The 15,994-nt window shown below is 70.6% G+C and carries 16 protein-coding genes and 3 pseudogenes; 13 read left to right on the top strand and 6 right to left on the bottom strand.

The window, feature by feature from the left end; all coding sequences use genetic code 11:
• The first annotated feature begins 178 nt into the window (after positions 1-178).
• Together ACF1AG_RS15595 and ACF1AG_RS15590 are read left to right on the top strand one after the other, a co-directional pair.
• Positions 179-991, top strand: a complete 813-nt coding sequence (locus ACF1AG_RS15595; protein WP_359606596.1) for an SAM-dependent methyltransferase — start codon at positions 179-181, stop codon at positions 989-991.
• A gap of 220 nt (positions 992-1,211) precedes the next feature.
• Positions 1,212-4,223, top strand: a complete 3,012-nt coding sequence (locus ACF1AG_RS15590; RefSeq protein WP_391809862.1) for a family 16 glycoside hydrolase — start codon at positions 1,212-1,214, stop codon at positions 4,221-4,223.
• Between the two features lie 68 nt (positions 4,224-4,291).
• On the opposite strand, the gene ACF1AG_RS15585 is transcribed toward ACF1AG_RS15590, so the two are convergent.
• From ACF1AG_RS15585 to ACF1AG_RS15575, 3 genes are all read right to left on the bottom strand, one after another.
• The gene (locus ACF1AG_RS15585) at positions 4,292-5,605 is read right to left on the bottom strand and encodes a glutaminase (protein WP_391809861.1); all 1,314 of its coding nucleotides are present in this window, start codon (positions 5,603-5,605) and stop codon (positions 4,292-4,294) included.
• A 268-nt stretch (positions 5,606-5,873) separates the two neighbouring features.
• Positions 5,874-6,182 (bottom strand): GNAT family N-acetyltransferase, encoded by a 309-nt coding sequence (locus tag ACF1AG_RS15580; protein ID WP_359604938.1) that lies wholly within the window; start codon positions 6,180-6,182, stop codon positions 5,874-5,876.
• A 318-nt stretch (positions 6,183-6,500) separates the two neighbouring features.
• The gene (locus tag ACF1AG_RS15575; RefSeq protein ID WP_359604936.1) at positions 6,501-6,953 is read right to left on the bottom strand and encodes a MarR family transcriptional regulator; all 453 of its coding nucleotides are present in this window, start codon (positions 6,951-6,953) and stop codon (positions 6,501-6,503) included.
• A 120-nt stretch (positions 6,954-7,073) separates the two neighbouring features.
• On the opposite strand from ACF1AG_RS15575, the gene ACF1AG_RS15570 reads away from it, so the two are divergent.
• Complete coding sequence (locus ACF1AG_RS15570; RefSeq protein ID WP_359604935.1) at positions 7,074-7,979, top strand: NADP-dependent oxidoreductase; 906 nt, start codon at positions 7,074-7,076, stop codon at positions 7,977-7,979.
• 212 nt (positions 7,980-8,191) lie between these two features.
• On the opposite strand, the pseudogene ACF1AG_RS15565 reads toward ACF1AG_RS15570, so the two are convergent.
• A pseudogene (locus ACF1AG_RS15565) lies at positions 8,192-8,485 on the bottom strand (thiamine pyrophosphate-dependent enzyme); the annotation flags it as partial.
• A 49-nt stretch (positions 8,486-8,534) separates the two neighbouring features.
• Between ACF1AG_RS15565 and ACF1AG_RS15560 the strand changes: the two are divergent.
• A complete protein-coding gene (locus ACF1AG_RS15560) occupies positions 8,535-8,903 on the top strand; it encodes a TetR-like C-terminal domain-containing protein (protein WP_359604933.1) in 369 nt (122 codons plus the stop codon).
• A 206-nt stretch (positions 8,904-9,109) separates the two neighbouring features.
• Here ACF1AG_RS15560 and ACF1AG_RS15555 read toward each other — a convergent pair whose 3' ends face one another.
• Entirely contained in the window at positions 9,110-9,418 is a 309-nt protein-coding gene (locus ACF1AG_RS15555) for a helix-turn-helix transcriptional regulator (RefSeq protein WP_024887775.1), read from the bottom strand.
• A 73-nt stretch (positions 9,419-9,491) separates the two neighbouring features.
• On the opposite strand from ACF1AG_RS15555, the gene ACF1AG_RS15550 reads away from it, so the two are divergent.
• From ACF1AG_RS15550 to ACF1AG_RS15520, 7 genes and pseudogenes are all read left to right on the top strand, one after another.
• Positions 9,492-10,508 (top strand): zinc-binding dehydrogenase, encoded by a 1,017-nt coding sequence (locus ACF1AG_RS15550; protein WP_359604931.1) that lies wholly within the window; start codon positions 9,492-9,494, stop codon positions 10,506-10,508.
• Positions 10,509-10,677: 169 nt separating this feature from the next.
• Positions 10,678-10,923, top strand: coding sequence for a hypothetical protein (locus ACF1AG_RS15545; protein WP_359604929.1), 246 nt, complete (start codon positions 10,678-10,680; stop codon positions 10,921-10,923).
• Positions 10,868-11,116 (top strand): annotated as a pseudogene (locus ACF1AG_RS15540) (enoyl-CoA hydratase/isomerase family protein); the annotation flags it as partial. The gene ACF1AG_RS15545 and the pseudogene ACF1AG_RS15540, both read left to right, overlap by 56 nt.
• A gap of 421 nt (positions 11,117-11,537) precedes the next feature.
• A pseudogene (locus ACF1AG_RS15535) lies at positions 11,538-11,725 on the top strand (3-oxoadipyl-CoA thiolase); the annotation flags it as partial.
• Positions 11,722-12,417 carry a 3-oxoacid CoA-transferase subunit A gene (locus ACF1AG_RS15530; RefSeq protein WP_391809925.1) on the top strand — a complete coding sequence of 232 codons (696 nt, stop codon included), beginning with the start codon at positions 11,722-11,724 and terminating at the stop codon, positions 12,415-12,417. The pseudogene ACF1AG_RS15535 and the gene ACF1AG_RS15530, both read left to right, overlap by 4 nt.
• Entirely contained in the window at positions 12,414-13,076 is a 663-nt protein-coding gene (locus tag ACF1AG_RS15525) for a 3-oxoacid CoA-transferase subunit B (protein ID WP_359604927.1), read from the top strand. Before ACF1AG_RS15530 ends, ACF1AG_RS15525 begins: the two co-directional genes overlap by 4 nt.
• Before the next feature lie 263 nt (positions 13,077-13,339).
• Positions 13,340-14,131: a VOC family protein gene (locus ACF1AG_RS15520; RefSeq protein WP_359604925.1), complete on the top strand. Its 792-nt coding sequence runs from the start codon at positions 13,340-13,342 to the stop codon at positions 14,129-14,131.
• On the opposite strand, the gene ACF1AG_RS15515 is transcribed toward ACF1AG_RS15520, so the two are convergent.
• Positions 14,112-14,570, bottom strand: a complete 459-nt coding sequence (locus ACF1AG_RS15515; RefSeq protein WP_387796398.1) for a RidA family protein — start codon at positions 14,568-14,570, stop codon at positions 14,112-14,114. The two genes, ACF1AG_RS15520 and ACF1AG_RS15515, sit on opposite strands and share 20 nt — an antisense overlap.
• Positions 14,571-14,767: 197 nt before the next feature.
• Here ACF1AG_RS15515 and ACF1AG_RS15510 point away from each other — a divergent pair, with 197 nt between their 5' ends.
• Together ACF1AG_RS15510 and ACF1AG_RS15505 are read left to right on the top strand one after the other, a co-directional pair.
• Positions 14,768-15,106, top strand: a complete 339-nt coding sequence (locus tag ACF1AG_RS15510; RefSeq protein WP_359604922.1) for an STAS domain-containing protein — start codon at positions 14,768-14,770, stop codon at positions 15,104-15,106.
• A gap of 27 nt (positions 15,107-15,133) precedes the next feature.
• Positions 15,134-15,946, top strand: coding sequence for a formate/nitrite transporter family protein (locus ACF1AG_RS15505; protein ID WP_359604921.1), 813 nt, complete (start codon positions 15,134-15,136; stop codon positions 15,944-15,946).
• Positions 15,947-15,994 lie beyond the last annotated feature (48 nt).

The raw sequence follows: 15,994 nt of genomic DNA, 5'->3' as shown, positions 1-15,994 counted from the left end.
GCGTCCGATCAACGGACGGGCCATGCCTTGGGCATATGCCAACAGCGGGGTCGCCGTCCAGCGTGACGGCGACCCCGCACGAACATCCGGCGGGCCTTCGAACAAGCCTGCGCAGGCGAGCTGTGGGACCGTAGATTGAGCGGCGACAACAGCTCTCTGAACACCACGGACGGCACTCATGACCGACCCTGCGACGGCACCCGGATCCCCCCAGCAGAAGATCGACACCTCGGTGCCTCACTCGGCCCGCATCTGGAACTACTGGCTGGGAGGGAAGGACAACTACCCCGTCGACGAGGAGGCCGGCGACGCCTACACCGGCGTCTTCCCCGGCATCGTCACCATCGCCCGCAGCAGCCGCGCATTCCTGCGCCGCAACATCACCTACCTGGCCGGTGAGCAGGGCATCCGCCAGTTCCTCGACATCGGCACCGGCCTGCCGACGGCCGACAACACCCACCAGGTCGCCCAGCGGATCGCCCCGGAGTCCCGGATCGTCTACGTCGACAACGACCCGATGGTCCTCGCCCACGCCCGCGCGCTGCTCTACTCCACGCCGGAGGGCGCCACGGCGTACGTCGACGCGAACGTCCTGGAGCCGGAACGCATCCTGAAGGCCGCGAGCGACACCCTTGACTTCTCGCGTCCCACCGCGCTGATCCTCAGCAACATCCTCGGCCACATCGCCGACTACGACGAGGCGCGCTCGGTCGTCGACCGGCTGATGGCGGCCCTCCCGTCGGGCAGCTTCCTGTCGGTCAACGACGGCTCGCGCGGCGTCGACCCGGTCTTCGAGCGGGCGCAGGACGGATACAACTCCAGCGGCGCGGTGCCGTACAACCTGCGGACGGTGGAGGAGATCACCTCCTTCTTCGACGGCCTGGAACTGGTCGAGCCGGGTGTCGTGTCCGTGCAGCAGTGGCGTCCGGAGGAGGACGCGCCCGAGCCGCAGGTCATCGCCGAGCACGGCGGCCTGGCCCGCAAGCCCTGACCTCAGACGCACCGAGGCGGGTCCCCGTAACTCCGGGGACCCGCCTTCTCGTTGTCCGCGCGTTCCGCGCGACGAACTTTGAACTCGTCGAGTACAAAGTATGGACGAGTTGAGCGGAAGTCTCCTAGCGTGTCGGCGCAACCGTTGGCGTACTCGCGAAAACGCTTGTTCCGCACCGGAGTTGTCCGGCCCTCCGGTCGACCCAGCAGGAGGCAGCAGCATGGACGCACGGCTGTTCAGGCATGTCCGAAGATCTCTCACCGGCCTGCTCGTCGGCGCCTTCCTGGCCGGCGGCGTATGGGGGTCGCCCCTGGCCTCGGCCCGCCCGGGCTCCGCGGCGCACGCCGACGTGCCGCCCCAGGAACCGGGAGTCACACTCCGCGTGTTCGACGTACAGGTCCCGCTCGAGAAGATCTGCACCCTCAAGCCCGGCCAGACCCCGAACGTCGACCGGCTGGCCCCGGTCGTCGACTTCAGCTCGACCGACGACTTCGGCGGGTTCGCCGACAACTTCGTCAGCCAGGTCACCGGCAACGTCCACGCGCCGGCCGCCGGCACGTACACCTTCCGGCTGACCAGCGACGACGGCTCACGGCTGCTGATCGACGACCAGGTGGTGATCGACCACGACGGGCTGCACGGCGCCGAGCCCAGGGACGGCACCGTCGAACTCACCGAGGGCATGCACGCGTTGCGCATCGACCACTTCGAGCGCGGCGGCGGCCAGCAGCTCACCCTGGCCTGGCGGCCGCCGGGCGCAGACGCCTTCGAGACGGTGCCGAACCAGGTGCTGAGCACGGATGCCGGGGTGGTCCGGGTGACCGCGCCGGGCCGCAAGGAGTGCGAGGGCATCGCCGACTCGCCCGGCGACGGCCTGCCGCTGAACGCCGTACGTCCCGACCACACGCTCACCGACCTGCGCCCCGAGGGGTTCGAGCCGCAGGTCACGGGCATGGACTGGCTGCCCGACGGCCGGCTGCTCGTGAGCACCTGGGGCGGCACCGACAACACGGCCGGTGAGATCTACGCCCTCGACCACGCCACCGGCTCCACGGGACCCGACAAGGTGACGGCCACGAAGATCGCCGGCGGGCTCAAGGAGCCGATGGGCCTGAAAGTCGTCGACGGCGCCGTCTACGTCTCGCAGAAGCACGAGCTGACCGAACTGCGTGACGGTGACGGCGACGGCTCCCTAGACCGGTCCCGGACCGTCGCCACGTGGCCGTACGGCGGCAACTTCCACGAGTTCGCCTTCGGCCTCCTCTACGACAAGGGCCACTTCTATCTGAACCTGTCCGTCGCCATCGACTACGGCGGCGCCACCACCGACCCGCAGCCCGCCCCCGGCCGGGGCGTCACCGTGAAGGTGAACAAGAAGACGGGGAAGGTCAGTTATGTGGCCGGAGGGCTCCGCACGCCCAACGGCATCGGCTGGGGACCGGGCGGCGGCATGTTCGTCACCGACAACCAGGGCGGCTGGCTGCCCGCTTCCAAGCTGGTCCGGATCGAGCAGGGCCGCTTCTTCAACCACTACACCAACCCCGCCGGACCCTTCGACGAGGAGCCGGTGACGCAGCCGGTGCTGTGGCTGCCGCAGAACGAGATCGCCAACTCGCCCAGCACGCCGCTGTACTTGACCAAGGGACGCTTCAAGGGGCAGATGCTGTTCGGTGACGTCACCTACGGCGGGCTCCAGCGCGCCTACCTGGAGAAGGTCAAGGGCCAGTACCAGGGCGCGGTGTTCCGCTTCACCCAGGGACTCGAAGCGGGCGTGAACCGCGTCAGCATGGGCCCCGACGGCGCGATCTACGTGGGCGGTCTGGGCGCCGACGGCAACTGGGGCCAGGAGGGCAAACTGAGGTTCGGCCTGCAGAAGCTGACGCCCAACGGCGGCAACACCTTCGACATCCAGGCCATGCGGGTACGCAAGGGCGGCTTCGAGCTGGAGTACACCCAGCCCTTGTCGCAGGAGACCGCCGAGGACCTGCTGAGCCACTACCGGGCCGAGCAGTGGCGCTACACCCCCACCCGTGACTACGGAGGTCCCAAGATCGCCGAGGAGACCCTGGCGGTGACCTCCGCGAAGCTGTCCGCGGACCGCAGGAAGGTCACCCTGACGATCGACGGACTCAAGCCGGGGCGAGTGGTGCACCTGCGCTCTCCGCGCCCGTTCAGCTCCGCGTCCGGCGAGACCCTGTGGAGCACCGAGGCGTGGTACACCCTCAACGCCCTCCCGGGCGCCCAGCCCGCACCCGGCCCGGTGTACGAGGCGGAGGAGGCCACCCTCACCGGGGCCGCCGGCATCAACACCGACCACCGCGGCTATTCGGGCAGCGGCTTCGTCGACCGGTACGGCACCCAGGGCGCCGCCACCACCTTCGACGTCACGGTGGACCGCGCAGGCTCCTACGACGTGGGTCTGCGCTACTCCAACGGCCCGAACCCCTTCCAGGGCACCAAGTCGGTCTCCCTGTACGTCAACGGACGCAAGATCAAGCAGACCGAGCTGCGCAGCACCGGCGACTGGGACACCTGGTCCACGCAGCGGGAGACGGTACGGCTGCGCGCCGGGCACAACAGCGTCGCCTACCGGGTCGACGAGGGCGACACCGGGCACGTCAACCTGGACCTCGTCACCGTCGACCGGCACGGCGCCCCGGTCACCCTGTTCGACGGCCGGAACCTCGGCCGCTGGCAGCACACCGACGGACGCCCCGTGGAGTGGCCGCTCGACGGTGGGGCGGCCGAGGTCTGCTGCGGTGACATCCGCACCAAGGACAGCTACGACGACTTCCGGCTGCACCTGGAGTACCGGCTGCCGAAGCTGCCCCCGGACGTCACCGGCCAGGACCGCGCCAACAGCGGCGTCTACCTCCAGGACCGCTACGAGGTGCAGATCCTGGACTCCTACGGCGACACCACCCTCGCCACCGACGAGGCGGGCGCGATCTACCAGAAGAAGGCGCCCGACGTGAACGCCGCCCGGCCGCCGGAGACCTGGCAGTCGTACGACATCGTCTTCCGCGCCGCGCGCTACGACGCCGAGGGGAACAAGACGTCCGACGCGCGGATCACGGTGGTGTGGAACGGCAGGAAGGTCCACGACGACGTGGCCGTGGACGGCCCCACGGGCGGCGGCGCGCCCGAAGGCCCGGCTGCCGCGGCCGTCCGTCTCCAGGACCACGGCAACGCGGTGCGGTACCGCAACATCCACATCCAGCCGTTGAGTTGACGCCGTCGGAGTGAGGATCACAGGTGTGGTCGGGCCACGGGGACCCGGCCACACCACCCCGCGGTGTTCTACTGGCGACGGCTCCCGGGATCGGACCTCCTGCCCGGCGCGCTCACGGCCTGGTCAAGGTGGGCCACGACCGTGACCCGGCCGCCGTCGCCGGGATCGGGATCGGGCATGACCGCTTCGGGGTCGACGAGGTAGACCTCGTGGCCGTCGAGCGTCAGCCGGCGTACAACCTCCAGGAGCACGCGTCGAGCGACGTCGTCCATCGAGTGCACCCGGGTGAGGTCAAGGGCCACCCTGGTCTCCGGGTGGGTGGTGCCCACCACCTCCCGCACGACCCTTTCCGCTCCTGCGAATCCCAAGCCGCCCTGCAACTGCAGGACCCGCAGGGCACCGGGGCCGCTGCCGACGACGTGATGGGTGCGCAAGGCCGCGCGGGCGGCGGCGGGAACCTCCATCACGTGCAGACCCATGTCCGAGGAGAACCGTTCGAAGAGCGACACCCCGCGAACGCTGTTCCCGTGGCTGTCCAGCCGTGGTGAGAACGTGGCGATGCCGATCTGTCCGGGGAGTGCGCCGATAAGCCCCCCGGCCACCCCGCTCTTGGCCGGAATGCCGACCTGGGTAGCCCAGTCACCGGCCGCGTCGTACATTCCACAGCTGAACATGACGCTCAGTACCTGACGCACCACGGGTTCCGGCACCACCCGCTCGCCCGACAGCGGATTCACCCCGCGGTTCGCCAATGTCGCGGCCATGACGGCCAGGTCCCGCGCGGTCACGATCAGGGAGCACTGGCGGATGTAGCCGTCGACGACGGCCCGCACATCGCCAGTCAGGACGCCGTGACTGCCGAGCATGTGAGCGATGGCGAGGTTGCGGTGCGCGTGCTCCATCTCCGAGGCATGTACCGACTCGTCCATCTTCAGCCGGCGCCCCGCGAAGGCCGAGAGGCCTTCGGAGATGCGTTCGACGCGCTCAGCGGGCTGGAGGTCCTCCGGGCCGGCCAGCGAGTGAGCGGTGATCGCACCGGCGTTGATCATGGGATTGAGAGGGCGCCCGGTGCCGCTTTCGAGGGAGATCTCGTTGAACGCTTCCCCGGACGGCTCGACTCCGACTTTCGCGAGCACGTGGTCGAAGCCCCGATCCGACAGGGCGAGCGCATACACGAACGGTTTGGAGATCGACTGGATCGTGAATTCGGTGTCGATGTCGCCGGCACCGTAGACCTCACCGTCCACCATGGCGAAGGCGGCCCCGAGCCGCTCGGGGTCCGCTGTCGCCAGCTCGGGGATGTAACCGGCAGTCTCTCCGGACGTATCCGTGACCACGTCTCCCAGCGCCTCGGCCAGGTAGTCGGGAATCATGGATCTCATTCGTCCTCCTTCATCGGGCGGTCGCTTCATTGGAGATGCGATTCACTCCATGCGGTGAGCGACATGCCGACGTCCCCTCGCAAGAGATAGATGAGGGGAGCGAGTTCATGCAGTGCGCCTGGTGAGGCCGGGCGCCGGCATGAGGGGAGAGCGCTCGGACGCGGTCGACCAGGCCTCGCCGTGGGAAAGCGGTTCGGTGCCGAGACTGGCCCGGCGACCGGTGCGGTGGGGCCCGCAAGGGCTCACCTTCTCGACGTGTACGGCCTTCTCAGTCGCTGACTGTGCTTCGCGACTGGTACAGCAGGTCCTGGTACTCGGGGTGCCGGGCGATCCAGCCCGCGAAGAAGGGGCAGGTGGCGAGCACCCGCAGGTCCGCCGCGCGTGCCTCGTCCAGGGCGGTGCGGGCCAGCGCGGACCCGACGCCTCTGCCCTCGTGCCGCGGCTCGACCTCGGTGTGCACGAACGCGATGAGTTCCGGCGTTCGGATGTACTGCGCGATGCCCGCAGGCGTGGACTCCCCGTCGACGCGGGCCTCGTAGCGCTTCGCCTCGGGAGCGTCGCTGACCTCGACCGTCATGTGCCCTCCATGTAGGCCCGCTGCCAGGCCTGCCGTCACTCGGCCCGACGGCTTTCCGTGGGCCACGTCTCACCCTAAGCCCGCGCGGTTGATGTATCAACTTATAAGTCGCGACGGGGCGTCCATGCTGCCGGGGGAGGGCAGGCGTCGTGGTCCGTCGCATCGCGAGTCCGGCCAGGGGGGGGGCGACCTCGCGACCGGCACTCCGGGGCGGCGGCTCTGGCGGCAGTGCACCTATGGCGGCGGCTGGTCACCCGCGGACCCCAAGGGCGACCCGAGGCCTGACGCGAGGCCGCGGAGGGGGTGGGCGAGCCCCGCTCAGCGAGCGAGGGAGCCGGCGATGACCGCGTTGATTCCGCCGAGCTGGGCCACCTGCTCCTCGGTGAGCCGGTCGAAGAGGTGTTCACGTAGCGTCGCGAAGTAGCCGGGCGCCGTCTCCGCGTATTTCCGAGACCCTGCCTCGGTCAGCGAGGCGATGGTGACCCGGGCGTCCGAGGGGTCCCGTCGGCGCACGAGCCACCCCTGCTTCTCCAGCCGGGACGCGAGGCGGGACAGGTGTGACGGGGTGACCCGGGAGAGCTCCGCGAGTGAGCCCATGGTGTGCGTGCGGTCTCCGTGCTGCGTCAGGCACCACAGGATCAGGAACTCGTGATGGCAGAGGCCGTCCCGTTTGAGTCGCGCTTCCAGGGCCGCCGGGAGCCACAGGATCACGGACAGCATGGAGTCCCACGTCGCCGCTTCGGTAGGGGGGAGGTGGCCGTCCGCTGTCATGGGCGTGATCGTAGCAGCAAATCCTTGCATCGGAAAGGAACGTACAGTCACTTGCCACGGAAAGTAAATGACTGTACGTTAATTTCCGCTGCAAGTAACCCCTTGATCCAGGAGCCATCAATGCGTGCTGCCCGCTACCACGACTACGGTCCGGCCGACGTGATCGTCATCGAAGACGTCCCGGAGCCGCACGCCGGACCGGGCGAGATCCGTATCCGGGTGGCCGCTGCCAGCGTCAATCCCGTCGACTGGAAGCTGCGCTCGGGGGAGGTGCGCGCGTTCTTCCCCGTCGAGTTCCCGGCGATCCCCGGTCGTGACGCCGCCGGAGTGGTGGACGAGGTCGGCGAGGGTGTTTCGCAGGTCACCGTGGGTGACAAGGTCTTCGGCCTCGGCGGCATCTTCGGCGCCACCGCGGAGTACGCCGTGCTGAGCGCCTGGGCCGCGGTGCCGGAGCAGTGGTCCATGGAGCAGGCCGCCGGGGCCGGGCTCGCCGTCGCCACCGCGGGGCGGGCGCTCGACGCGCTCGGCGACCTGTCCGGCCGCACCCTGCTGATCGAGGGCGCTGCCGGCGGGGTCGGCGGCGCTGCCATCGCCATGGCGCTGGCTCGTGGCGCTACCGTCATCGGCACGTCGAGCCCGGCCAAGCATGACTATCTGCGCACGTTGGGCGCCCTGCCCACGGCCTACGGTGACGGACTGGCCGACCGGGTCCGCGACATCGCGCCCGCGGGAGTGGACGCGGTGATCGACCTGGCGGCGTCCGGCTCGCTCGCCGACCTGGTGGCCATCGCCGGCGACGCGGACCGCGTCGTGACGGTCGCCGACGCGGCCCGCGCGGGTGAGCTGGGCGTGCGACACCTCTACGCGGAGAACGACGCGACGCTGCTCGCCGAGGGTGCCGCGCTGGGGAGCTCCGGCAAGTACATCCCTCACATCCAGGCGACCTACTCGCTGGAGGAGACCCCCGACGCCCAGCGCGCGGCCGAAGGCGGCCACACGCAGGGGAAGCTCGTCGTCACCCTCTGACGACGACGGTCTCTGCCCCCGTCCGTCGTCACCGGTCCGGGGAAACAGTGTCGAGGGTCCGCTTGCGGGGGCCGGGGGTTCGCGCACGACCGCGCGAACCCGCCCGCCCGCAGCGCCGGGACTGCGTCCCCAGCCGTCCCGTGGCGCCCGGATCGACGGACGTCTCGCCGGCGGGCAGGGGCAGGCATCCCTGTCCCGTCGGTCGCCGCTGCTCAGGGGCGGGGGATGTTGCGCAGGTTGGCGCGGGCCAGATCGATCATCTTCCCGACGCCTCCGTCGAGCACGGTCCGGCCCGCGGCGAAAGCGAATCCCTTGACCTGGGCGGCCGAGATGTGGGGCGGGATCGACAGCGCGTCGAGGTCGGTCACCACGTCGAGCAGGAACGGTCCGTCATGGGTGAGCGCCTGCTTCAGTCCGTCGACGACGTCCCCGGGGTGCTCGACACGGATCGCCTCGATGCCGGCACCTCGGGCGATCGCCGCGTAGTTCACCGCCTCGTGGTCGGTCCTGACCCGCCGCAGCCAGCGGCTGACCGCAGCACTGGCCCGGGACTCCGTGGGGCGTTCCGGCCCGGACGCGGTCCGGGCGTTCGCCGACGGTTACCGTCAGTGGGCCTTGGAACATCCCGGCCGCTACGCCGCCGCTGTCCCGGCTCCGGCGGCTGACGACGAGGAGGACCGCGAAGCAGGTGAAGAGGCGCTGGAGGTTCTGCTCGATGTCCTCGCAGGCCTCGGTCTGCCCGACGCGCGCGCGGTCGACGCGGCACGGGCGCTGCGCTCAGCGCTTCACGGCTTCATCGCTCTCGAGGGCACCGGCGCCTTCGGGATGCCGCGCGATGTAACGCGGAGCTTCCGTTTCCTCGTCGACACCCTGATCGCCGGCCTCCAGGCCGACCTTGATCACTCCGGCGAGAGGGCCCGATAGGCCGTCGGACGTCCTGTGCGGTTGACGAAGCCGCGGGGGAGACGTGCTCAGGGGCGTCCCGAGGTGGTCCCGCCGACGGTCCGGCGGCCGGCGCGCCGTCTCCGGGCCCGGACGCCGAGGCGCGCCGACTCCGTCGCCTGCCCTCGGTCGCACCGGAGCGCGTCCGGCACGGCGTCCTCAGGCTCGGGCTGGAGAGTGTCGTCGGCCTAGAAGACGTCGCGCAGGGTCTCCAGGAGGCAGGCTATGTTCTCCTCGTCGCGGCGGTAGTAGGTCCACTTGCCTCGCCGGGTGGCGACCACCAGTCCTGCCTGCCGCAGCGTCGTGAGGTACTGCGAGGTGGTCGGCTGGCTCAGGCCGGCGCGCCGCTGGATGTCGCTCACGCAGACGCCGATCTCGACGTCCTCGGGCTTCTGGCCGGGGAAGCTCATCGGCTCCTTGAGCCACACCAGCATCTGGCGGCGGGCCGGATTCGACAGAGCCCGGAACACAGCTAGCAACTCCGTCTCCGAGAACACGCGCACATCGTAACGCAGCGATGGATTGTCGCTTAGCAATGTATCGATTTACGGTGGCCATATGCCCTCTTTGATGCGAGTGATGGAACTTGTCCGTTTCGGTGACCCGGAAGTCGCGTTCGCCGCCCGGGAGATGCCGCGGCCCGTTCCGGGGCCGGGCCAGGTGCTGGTGCGCGTCATGGCCACGTCCGTGAATCCTCTTGATCTGCAGACCCGGCGGGGCGACTACCAGGACCAGCTCGCGTTGCCCGCGGTGATCGGCAACGACGTGTCCGGCGTGGTGGTCGAGACCGGCCCGGGGGCAGACGGGTTTCAGCCGGGTGACGAGGTCTGGTACCTGGCGCCGATGTTCGCCGGGCAGGGCACCTACGCCGAGTTCCATGTGGTCGACGAGGAGCTGGTCGCCCGCAAACCCGCAGGCTTGTCGCACGTCGAGGCAGCCGGCCTCGTGCTCGTCGGCATGACGGTGTGGGAGGCCCTCGTCGAACGCGCCGAGGTGCGGGCCGGTGAACGGGTCCTGGTGCACGGCGGAGCGGGCGGGGTCGGCTCGGTTGCCGTCCAGATCGCCGCCGCGCTCGGGGCCGAGGTGATCACCACCGCGCGGACCCGGGATCACGAGTTCGTCGCCGGACTCGGCGCCGACACCGCGATCGACTTCTCGGCGGGTGACTATGCGCCGCAGATCCGCGCGATGGGCGGAGCCCACGTCGTCCTGGACACCGTGGGCCGGGACACTCTCAGCCGCAGCCCGGAGGTCCTCGCCGACCGGGGCCGCGTCGTGTCCATCGTGGACACCCCCGAACCCCAGAACCTGCTCGCAGCGTGGGGCGTGAACGCGACCTACCATTTCGTCTTCGTCAGTCCCGGCCGGGAGAAGCTGGAGGCTCTCGGCCGGCTGGTCGACCAGGGCAAACTCCGACCGGTGATCGGTGCCGTGCTGCCGCTGGCCGACGTCACGCAGGCACACGTACTCCTGGAAGGCGGCTCCATCGGCGAGGGCCGCAGCCGCCCTCGCGGCAAGATCGCCATCGCCGTGCACCCCCTGGACCGGCCGACGCGCGGGACGGAGTCCTCGGGCGGCGAGGGGTGACGAGGCCGTTCCGCCGCGCCACCGGGTCGGTCCTCTACGGCTGAACGTCCGTCCCTCGGCGTGCTGGGGCCGAGAAGGCGGCGAACGCGGGGTCCAGCAGGTCGCCGGGGTCCTCCCGGCCGCCGCTATCGAGAGCGCCGGCCCGGAGTTCTTCATCGCGCACGGTGACATGGCCTACCTCACCGACCCGGACGCGTTGCCCGAAGCCACCCGCGCAGCGATCGCGGCCGCACCGGACGCGACCATTCCCGAAGGGATGAACATCCTCCGGGCGCTGAGCGAGGAGGTCCGCTCGCTGCCGCAGGTCACCTTAGGCAAGCTCGCGGGCTTCGCTCGCGGCGCGGGCAACGAGTTCTTTCATGTCCCTGGACATGCGTTTCGGCGCGATCGGCAAGTCGGGGCAGGGGCAGCCTGAGTCCCTGATGGGGATCCTCCCCGGAGGCGGTGGCACGGTGACCATGACGTGCCTGGCGGGCCGGGCCCGCGCCCTGGAGCTCATCCTCGGCGCCGAACTCGTGGGCGCGGAACTCGCGGAACGCTACGGCCTGATCGACCGTGCGCTGCCCGCCGGGGAACTCGACGCGTTCGTGGGCAGCCTGGCCCGCCGGATCGCCGCCCTGCGACCGGAGGTCATCCCCATCACCAAGGCCGCGGTCGACGCGATCGCTCCTCCGGCTCCTCGCACGGCGTACGCCGTGCGAGAACGAGGGCCTGTACTCGGCGTTCGGCGACAATGTCACCGAACTCGCCCACAAGCTGCTCGCGGTATTCAGACCCGCGACGGCGAACGTGAGCACGAGCGCATCGCCAACAGCGTCCAACAGGCGGAGTCCGACGGTTCCTCGGCCCGCGACCGGGCGCGGTCGCGAGAACGGATAGCCGAGTCGGCGCAGGCGCCGTTGCGCACGGAGTTGTCGACGCTTCGTGCTCAACGGGGCCTGTGCCTGCGCGCGTTCAGACTCTGCGGTGCCGTGCGACCCGTCGACGTCGCCGCCGGGGGAGGGGGCCGGCCGGATCACCGGACGCTGGGTGCACGCCGTCGAACTCGACGAGGCGTTCGCGGTACAGTCGCTCGCCTGCGTGGACGCCCGGGGCGGCGACCCGGGGATCGTCAGCACGCGCGGCCACGCACGGGCGTGACCGCCGTCCGCATCGGCGTGGGCCAGGCTCTCGCCGTGGTCCTGGAAGACGTGACCGACGAGGTGAGCCAGGGATGACGACGACCATCGCCGCCACGACCGACGAGGCCGTGGCAGGCGTCGAGGACGGATCCACGGTGCTGGTCGGGGGGTTCGGACTGGCGGGAATGCCGTTCGACCTCGTCGACGCCCTCGTCCGGCAGGGTGCGTGCGACCTGACCGTGGTGTCCAACAACGCCGGCAACGGCGACGTGGGCCTGGCCGCGCTGCTCAAGGCGGGACGGGTACGCAAGGTGATCTGCTCCTTCCCCCGGCAGAGCGACTCCTACATCTTCGACGAGCTGTACCGGGCCGGACGCGTCGAGTTGGAGGTCGTCCCGCAGGGCACCCTCGCCGAGCGGGTGCGGGCGGGCGGCGCCGGCATCGGCGCCTTCTACAGCCCTGTCGGCGTGGGCACCCCGCTCGCCGAGGGCAAGGAGACCCGCGAGATCGACGGGCGCACCCATGTCCTGGAGTACCCGGTCAAGGGCGACGTGGCGCTGATCTCCGCGCACCGCGCCGACACGACCGGCAACCTCGTCTACCGCAAGACCGCCCGGAACTTCGGCCCCGTCATGGCCACCGCGGCCGCCACGGTCGTCGCGCAGGTCACCGAGATCGTGCAGCCGGGGGAGATCGACCCGGAGACCGTGGTGACGCCCGGCATCTTCGTCGACCGACTGGTACGGGCCGAGGCCCGCCGCCTCACCGTGGGAGGGGCCCGCCGATGACGTCCGCCCTGCCGGAGCGGGCCGACCGCGCCCCGCTCACCACCGACGAACTCGCCGCCCGCATCGCCCGCGACATCCCGGCCGGCTCCTACGTCAACCTGGGCATCGGCCGGCCGACCCGCATCGCCGAACACCTCCCGCAGGACGCCGGGATCGTCCTGCACACCGAGAACGGCATGCTCGGCATGGGTCCGGCGGCGACCGGCGACGACATCGACACCGACCTCACCAACGCCGGCAAGGTCCCCGTCACCGAGCTGCCCGGTGCGGCGTACTTCCACCACGCCGACTCCTTCGCCATGATGCGCGGCGGCCACCTCGACGTGTGCGTCCTCGGCGCCTACCAGGTGTCCGTCCACGGCGACCTGGCCAACTGGCACACCGGCGACCCCGACGCCATCCCGGCCGTGGGCGGCGCGATGGACCTCGCGGTCGGCGCGAAGGAGGTGCTGGTGATGATGAAGCTGTTCACCCGTGACGGCGCCCCGAAGCTCGTCCCCGCGTGCACCTACCCGCTCACCGGGCAAGCCTGCGTCCGCCGTGTCTACACCGACCACGGCGTCTTCGAGCCCGGCCCCGACGGCGTGAAGGTTCTGGAGACGTACGGCGTCACGGTCGCCGGGCTGCGGGACCGTCTGGGCGTCGGCCTGCAGGGATGACAGTGCCCTGCCCGGCCTTCACGCCCAGGCCGGACCATCGGGAACGCCTACGTTCGCCGTGCGGGACCGCATCAGGATCCCGCCCGGCGGACCTTCGTGGAGCCGCTCGTCGACGAGCGTCCGCATCAGGCCGCTTCGGAAAGGCGCGGAGCCCCGTACGAGACGCTTCGCCGTCGGGGACGCCCGGACGGCGAAGCCGAAGGGCGCGCCGGGCGGCCCGGTGGCACGCTGAGACCGAACGGAGTCTCCGAAAGGACCTCGCGGTGATCACCACTGATTTCGTCCACGGCTCGCCCTGCATGCTCGACGTCGGCACCCCCGACGTCCCGGCCGCCGCGTCCTTCTACGGCGCTGTCCTCGGCTGGGACTACGAGCCGATGGGCGAGGAGATCGAGGGCGGCATGTTCCGCAAGGACGGCAAGATGGTCGCCGGCCTCGGCAAACTCACCGAGGAGGGCGCCCGGCCGGCCTGGATGATCTACTACACGGTCGACGACGTGGACGCCACCACCCGGGCCGTCGAGGCAGGCGGCGGCACCGTCCGGGTGGCGCCGATGGACATCGAGCAGTGGGGCAGGATGGCCCAGTACAGCGACCCGCTGGGCGGCCAGTTCGCCGTGTGGCAGCCCGGCGAGAGCAAGGGCGTCGACCTGGTCGACGCACCAGGCTCCCTGTGCTGGACCGAGCTGTACACCAGCGACGCGGCCGGGGCACGGCGCTTCTACGGCGACGTCTTCGGCTGGCAGTTCAGCGACATGCCGATGCCGGGCGACGAGGGCACGTACACCCTGATCACCCCGGCGGGCCAGGGTGAGGAGCGGATGCACGGCGGCCTGCTGGAGGTCGGCGAGGACGCCCTGTCCCTGGCCGGAGGGCGCCCCTACTGGCACCCGGTCTTCGCGGTCCCCGACTGCGACGCCGCCGTCGCCCAGGTGAACGGCAACGGCGGCACGGTGCAGATGGGCCCCGTGGACGCCGAGGGCGTCGGCCGGATGGCCCTGTGCCTCGACCCGTTCAAGGCCGACTTCGTGCTGCTCACCCCGACGGAGGGCTGACGGGGCGGGCGGGCCGGTCGGCGGTGGCCGGGCGCCGGGCGTCCACCTCGATCTCGATCCGCATCCGGGGATCGGCGAGGCCGCAGACCATCATCGTCGCGGCCGGACGGACCTCCCCGAAACACCGGCGCAGCACCGGCCAGCAGGGCTCGAAGTCCGCCCGGTCGGGCAGCAGGTAGCGCACCCGGACCACGTCGGCGAACGTGCAGCCGGCCTCGGCCAGCGCGGAGCCGATGTTGCGCAGGCACTGCTCGGCCTGCTCCACGACGTCGTCGGCGATCGTCATGGTCGCGTAGTCGAAGCCTGTCGTCCCGGACACGTGCACCCGGTCGCCGTCGACCACGGCACGGGCATAGCCGATCCGCTCCTCGAAGTCGGAGCCGCTGAGAATCGCCCGCCGAAACGCTCGTGGCTGCAGATCATCCGAAGGGTGGATCATGGTGGCATCGTATGTTCCCGCCGACTCCCCATGCCATGATGGCAGGACACGAGACTGGTCGGCGTCATGGTGCCGACTCGTGGGTTCTGGGCGTCGCCCCCTTCCCGGGCAGCCGGATCCCGCCATCGTCGGCTGCCCCCTCCGGGGAAGCACATCGCCTTTGGGCTCACGACCCCCTCGAAGGGGGATCGCCCGCCATGCACTTCACCACAGAGATCGACGGCTCCACAGCGCGGATCACCGTGCACGGAGAGATCGACTACGACACCCTTCCCCTGCTCAGGGCCGCCGCGGCCGGGCTGCCGGCGAGTGTGACCGAACTGGTCTGGGACCTGGAGCACGCCCGCTTCATGGACGTCGCCGGACTGCACCTGCTGTTCGAGGAGCAGTCGTCGGACGGCCCGGCCCGCAGGACCACGGTCACCAACCTGGCCCCTCAACCGCTGCGCCTGCTCATCCTCGCCACCAAGGTCAGGCCCGGCCTCGAACTCACCCGGCTGTTCCCCGACACCCCGACCGCCCTGCTCGACGACTGACCCCGGGCCCGGCCGCGGAGCGCCGCCATGGAGCCTGACGACCAGATCATGGAAGGCCCCGGGGAGCACCGCGTCGCCGAGGCCGCCGAACGGATCGTCGCCGAGGGCCGGCCCCGTCTGCACCGCACCTGGGCCTCACTGGTGGCCACCGCGCTGCTGGGCGGCATCGACGTGAGCGTCGGTGTCATGACGCTGCTGTTCGTCAAGCACGAGACCGGCAGCGACCTTCTGGCCGGACTGGCCTTCTCCGTGGGGCTGATCGCCCTGCTGCTCGGTCACAGCGAACTGTTCACCGAGGGCTTCCTCGTCCCCGTCAGTACCGTGATCGCCGGGGCTGCCACCTGGCTCGACCTGCTGCGGCTGTGGGTCACGGTCCTGGTGATGAACCTGGTCGGCGGATGGGTGTTCATGTGGATCGTGATGCAAGCCTTCCCCGAGCTGCACTCCACGGCTGCCGAGTCGGGGGCGCGATTCGTCGACGGCGGGTACACCCTGGGCACCTTCTGCCTCACCGTGCTGGGCGGCGGCGTCATCACCCTGATGACGAGGATGCACCACGGCACCGAGTCCATGACCGGGAAGATCGCCGCGTCGGTGTCCGCCGCGTTCATCCTGGCCGGCCTGGGGCTGTGGCACTCGGTCCTGGACTCCATGATCGCGTTCGCCGGCCTGCACGCCGGCGACACCTCCTACGGGTACGCCGACTGGCTGGTCTGGCTGGGCTGGGCCGTCCTCGGCAATGTCGTCGGGGGCGTCCTGCTGACCACGGCACTGCGCCTCGTGCGCAGCGCGCCGGTCCTGCGCGAGGACGCGCCCGCGACGGACGCCGGGGACACCTGACCCGAGTGGGCCCCGAGTGGGCCCCGCGTGAGGCCCCGCGTGAGGCCC

The sequence above is a fragment of the Streptomyces sp. NPDC014764 genome, assembly GCF_043082785.1.
GTDB lineage: Bacteria > Actinomycetota > Actinomycetes > Streptomycetales > Streptomycetaceae > Streptomyces > Streptomyces althioticus.
This window is presented reverse-complemented; position numbering and strand designations above follow the sequence as displayed.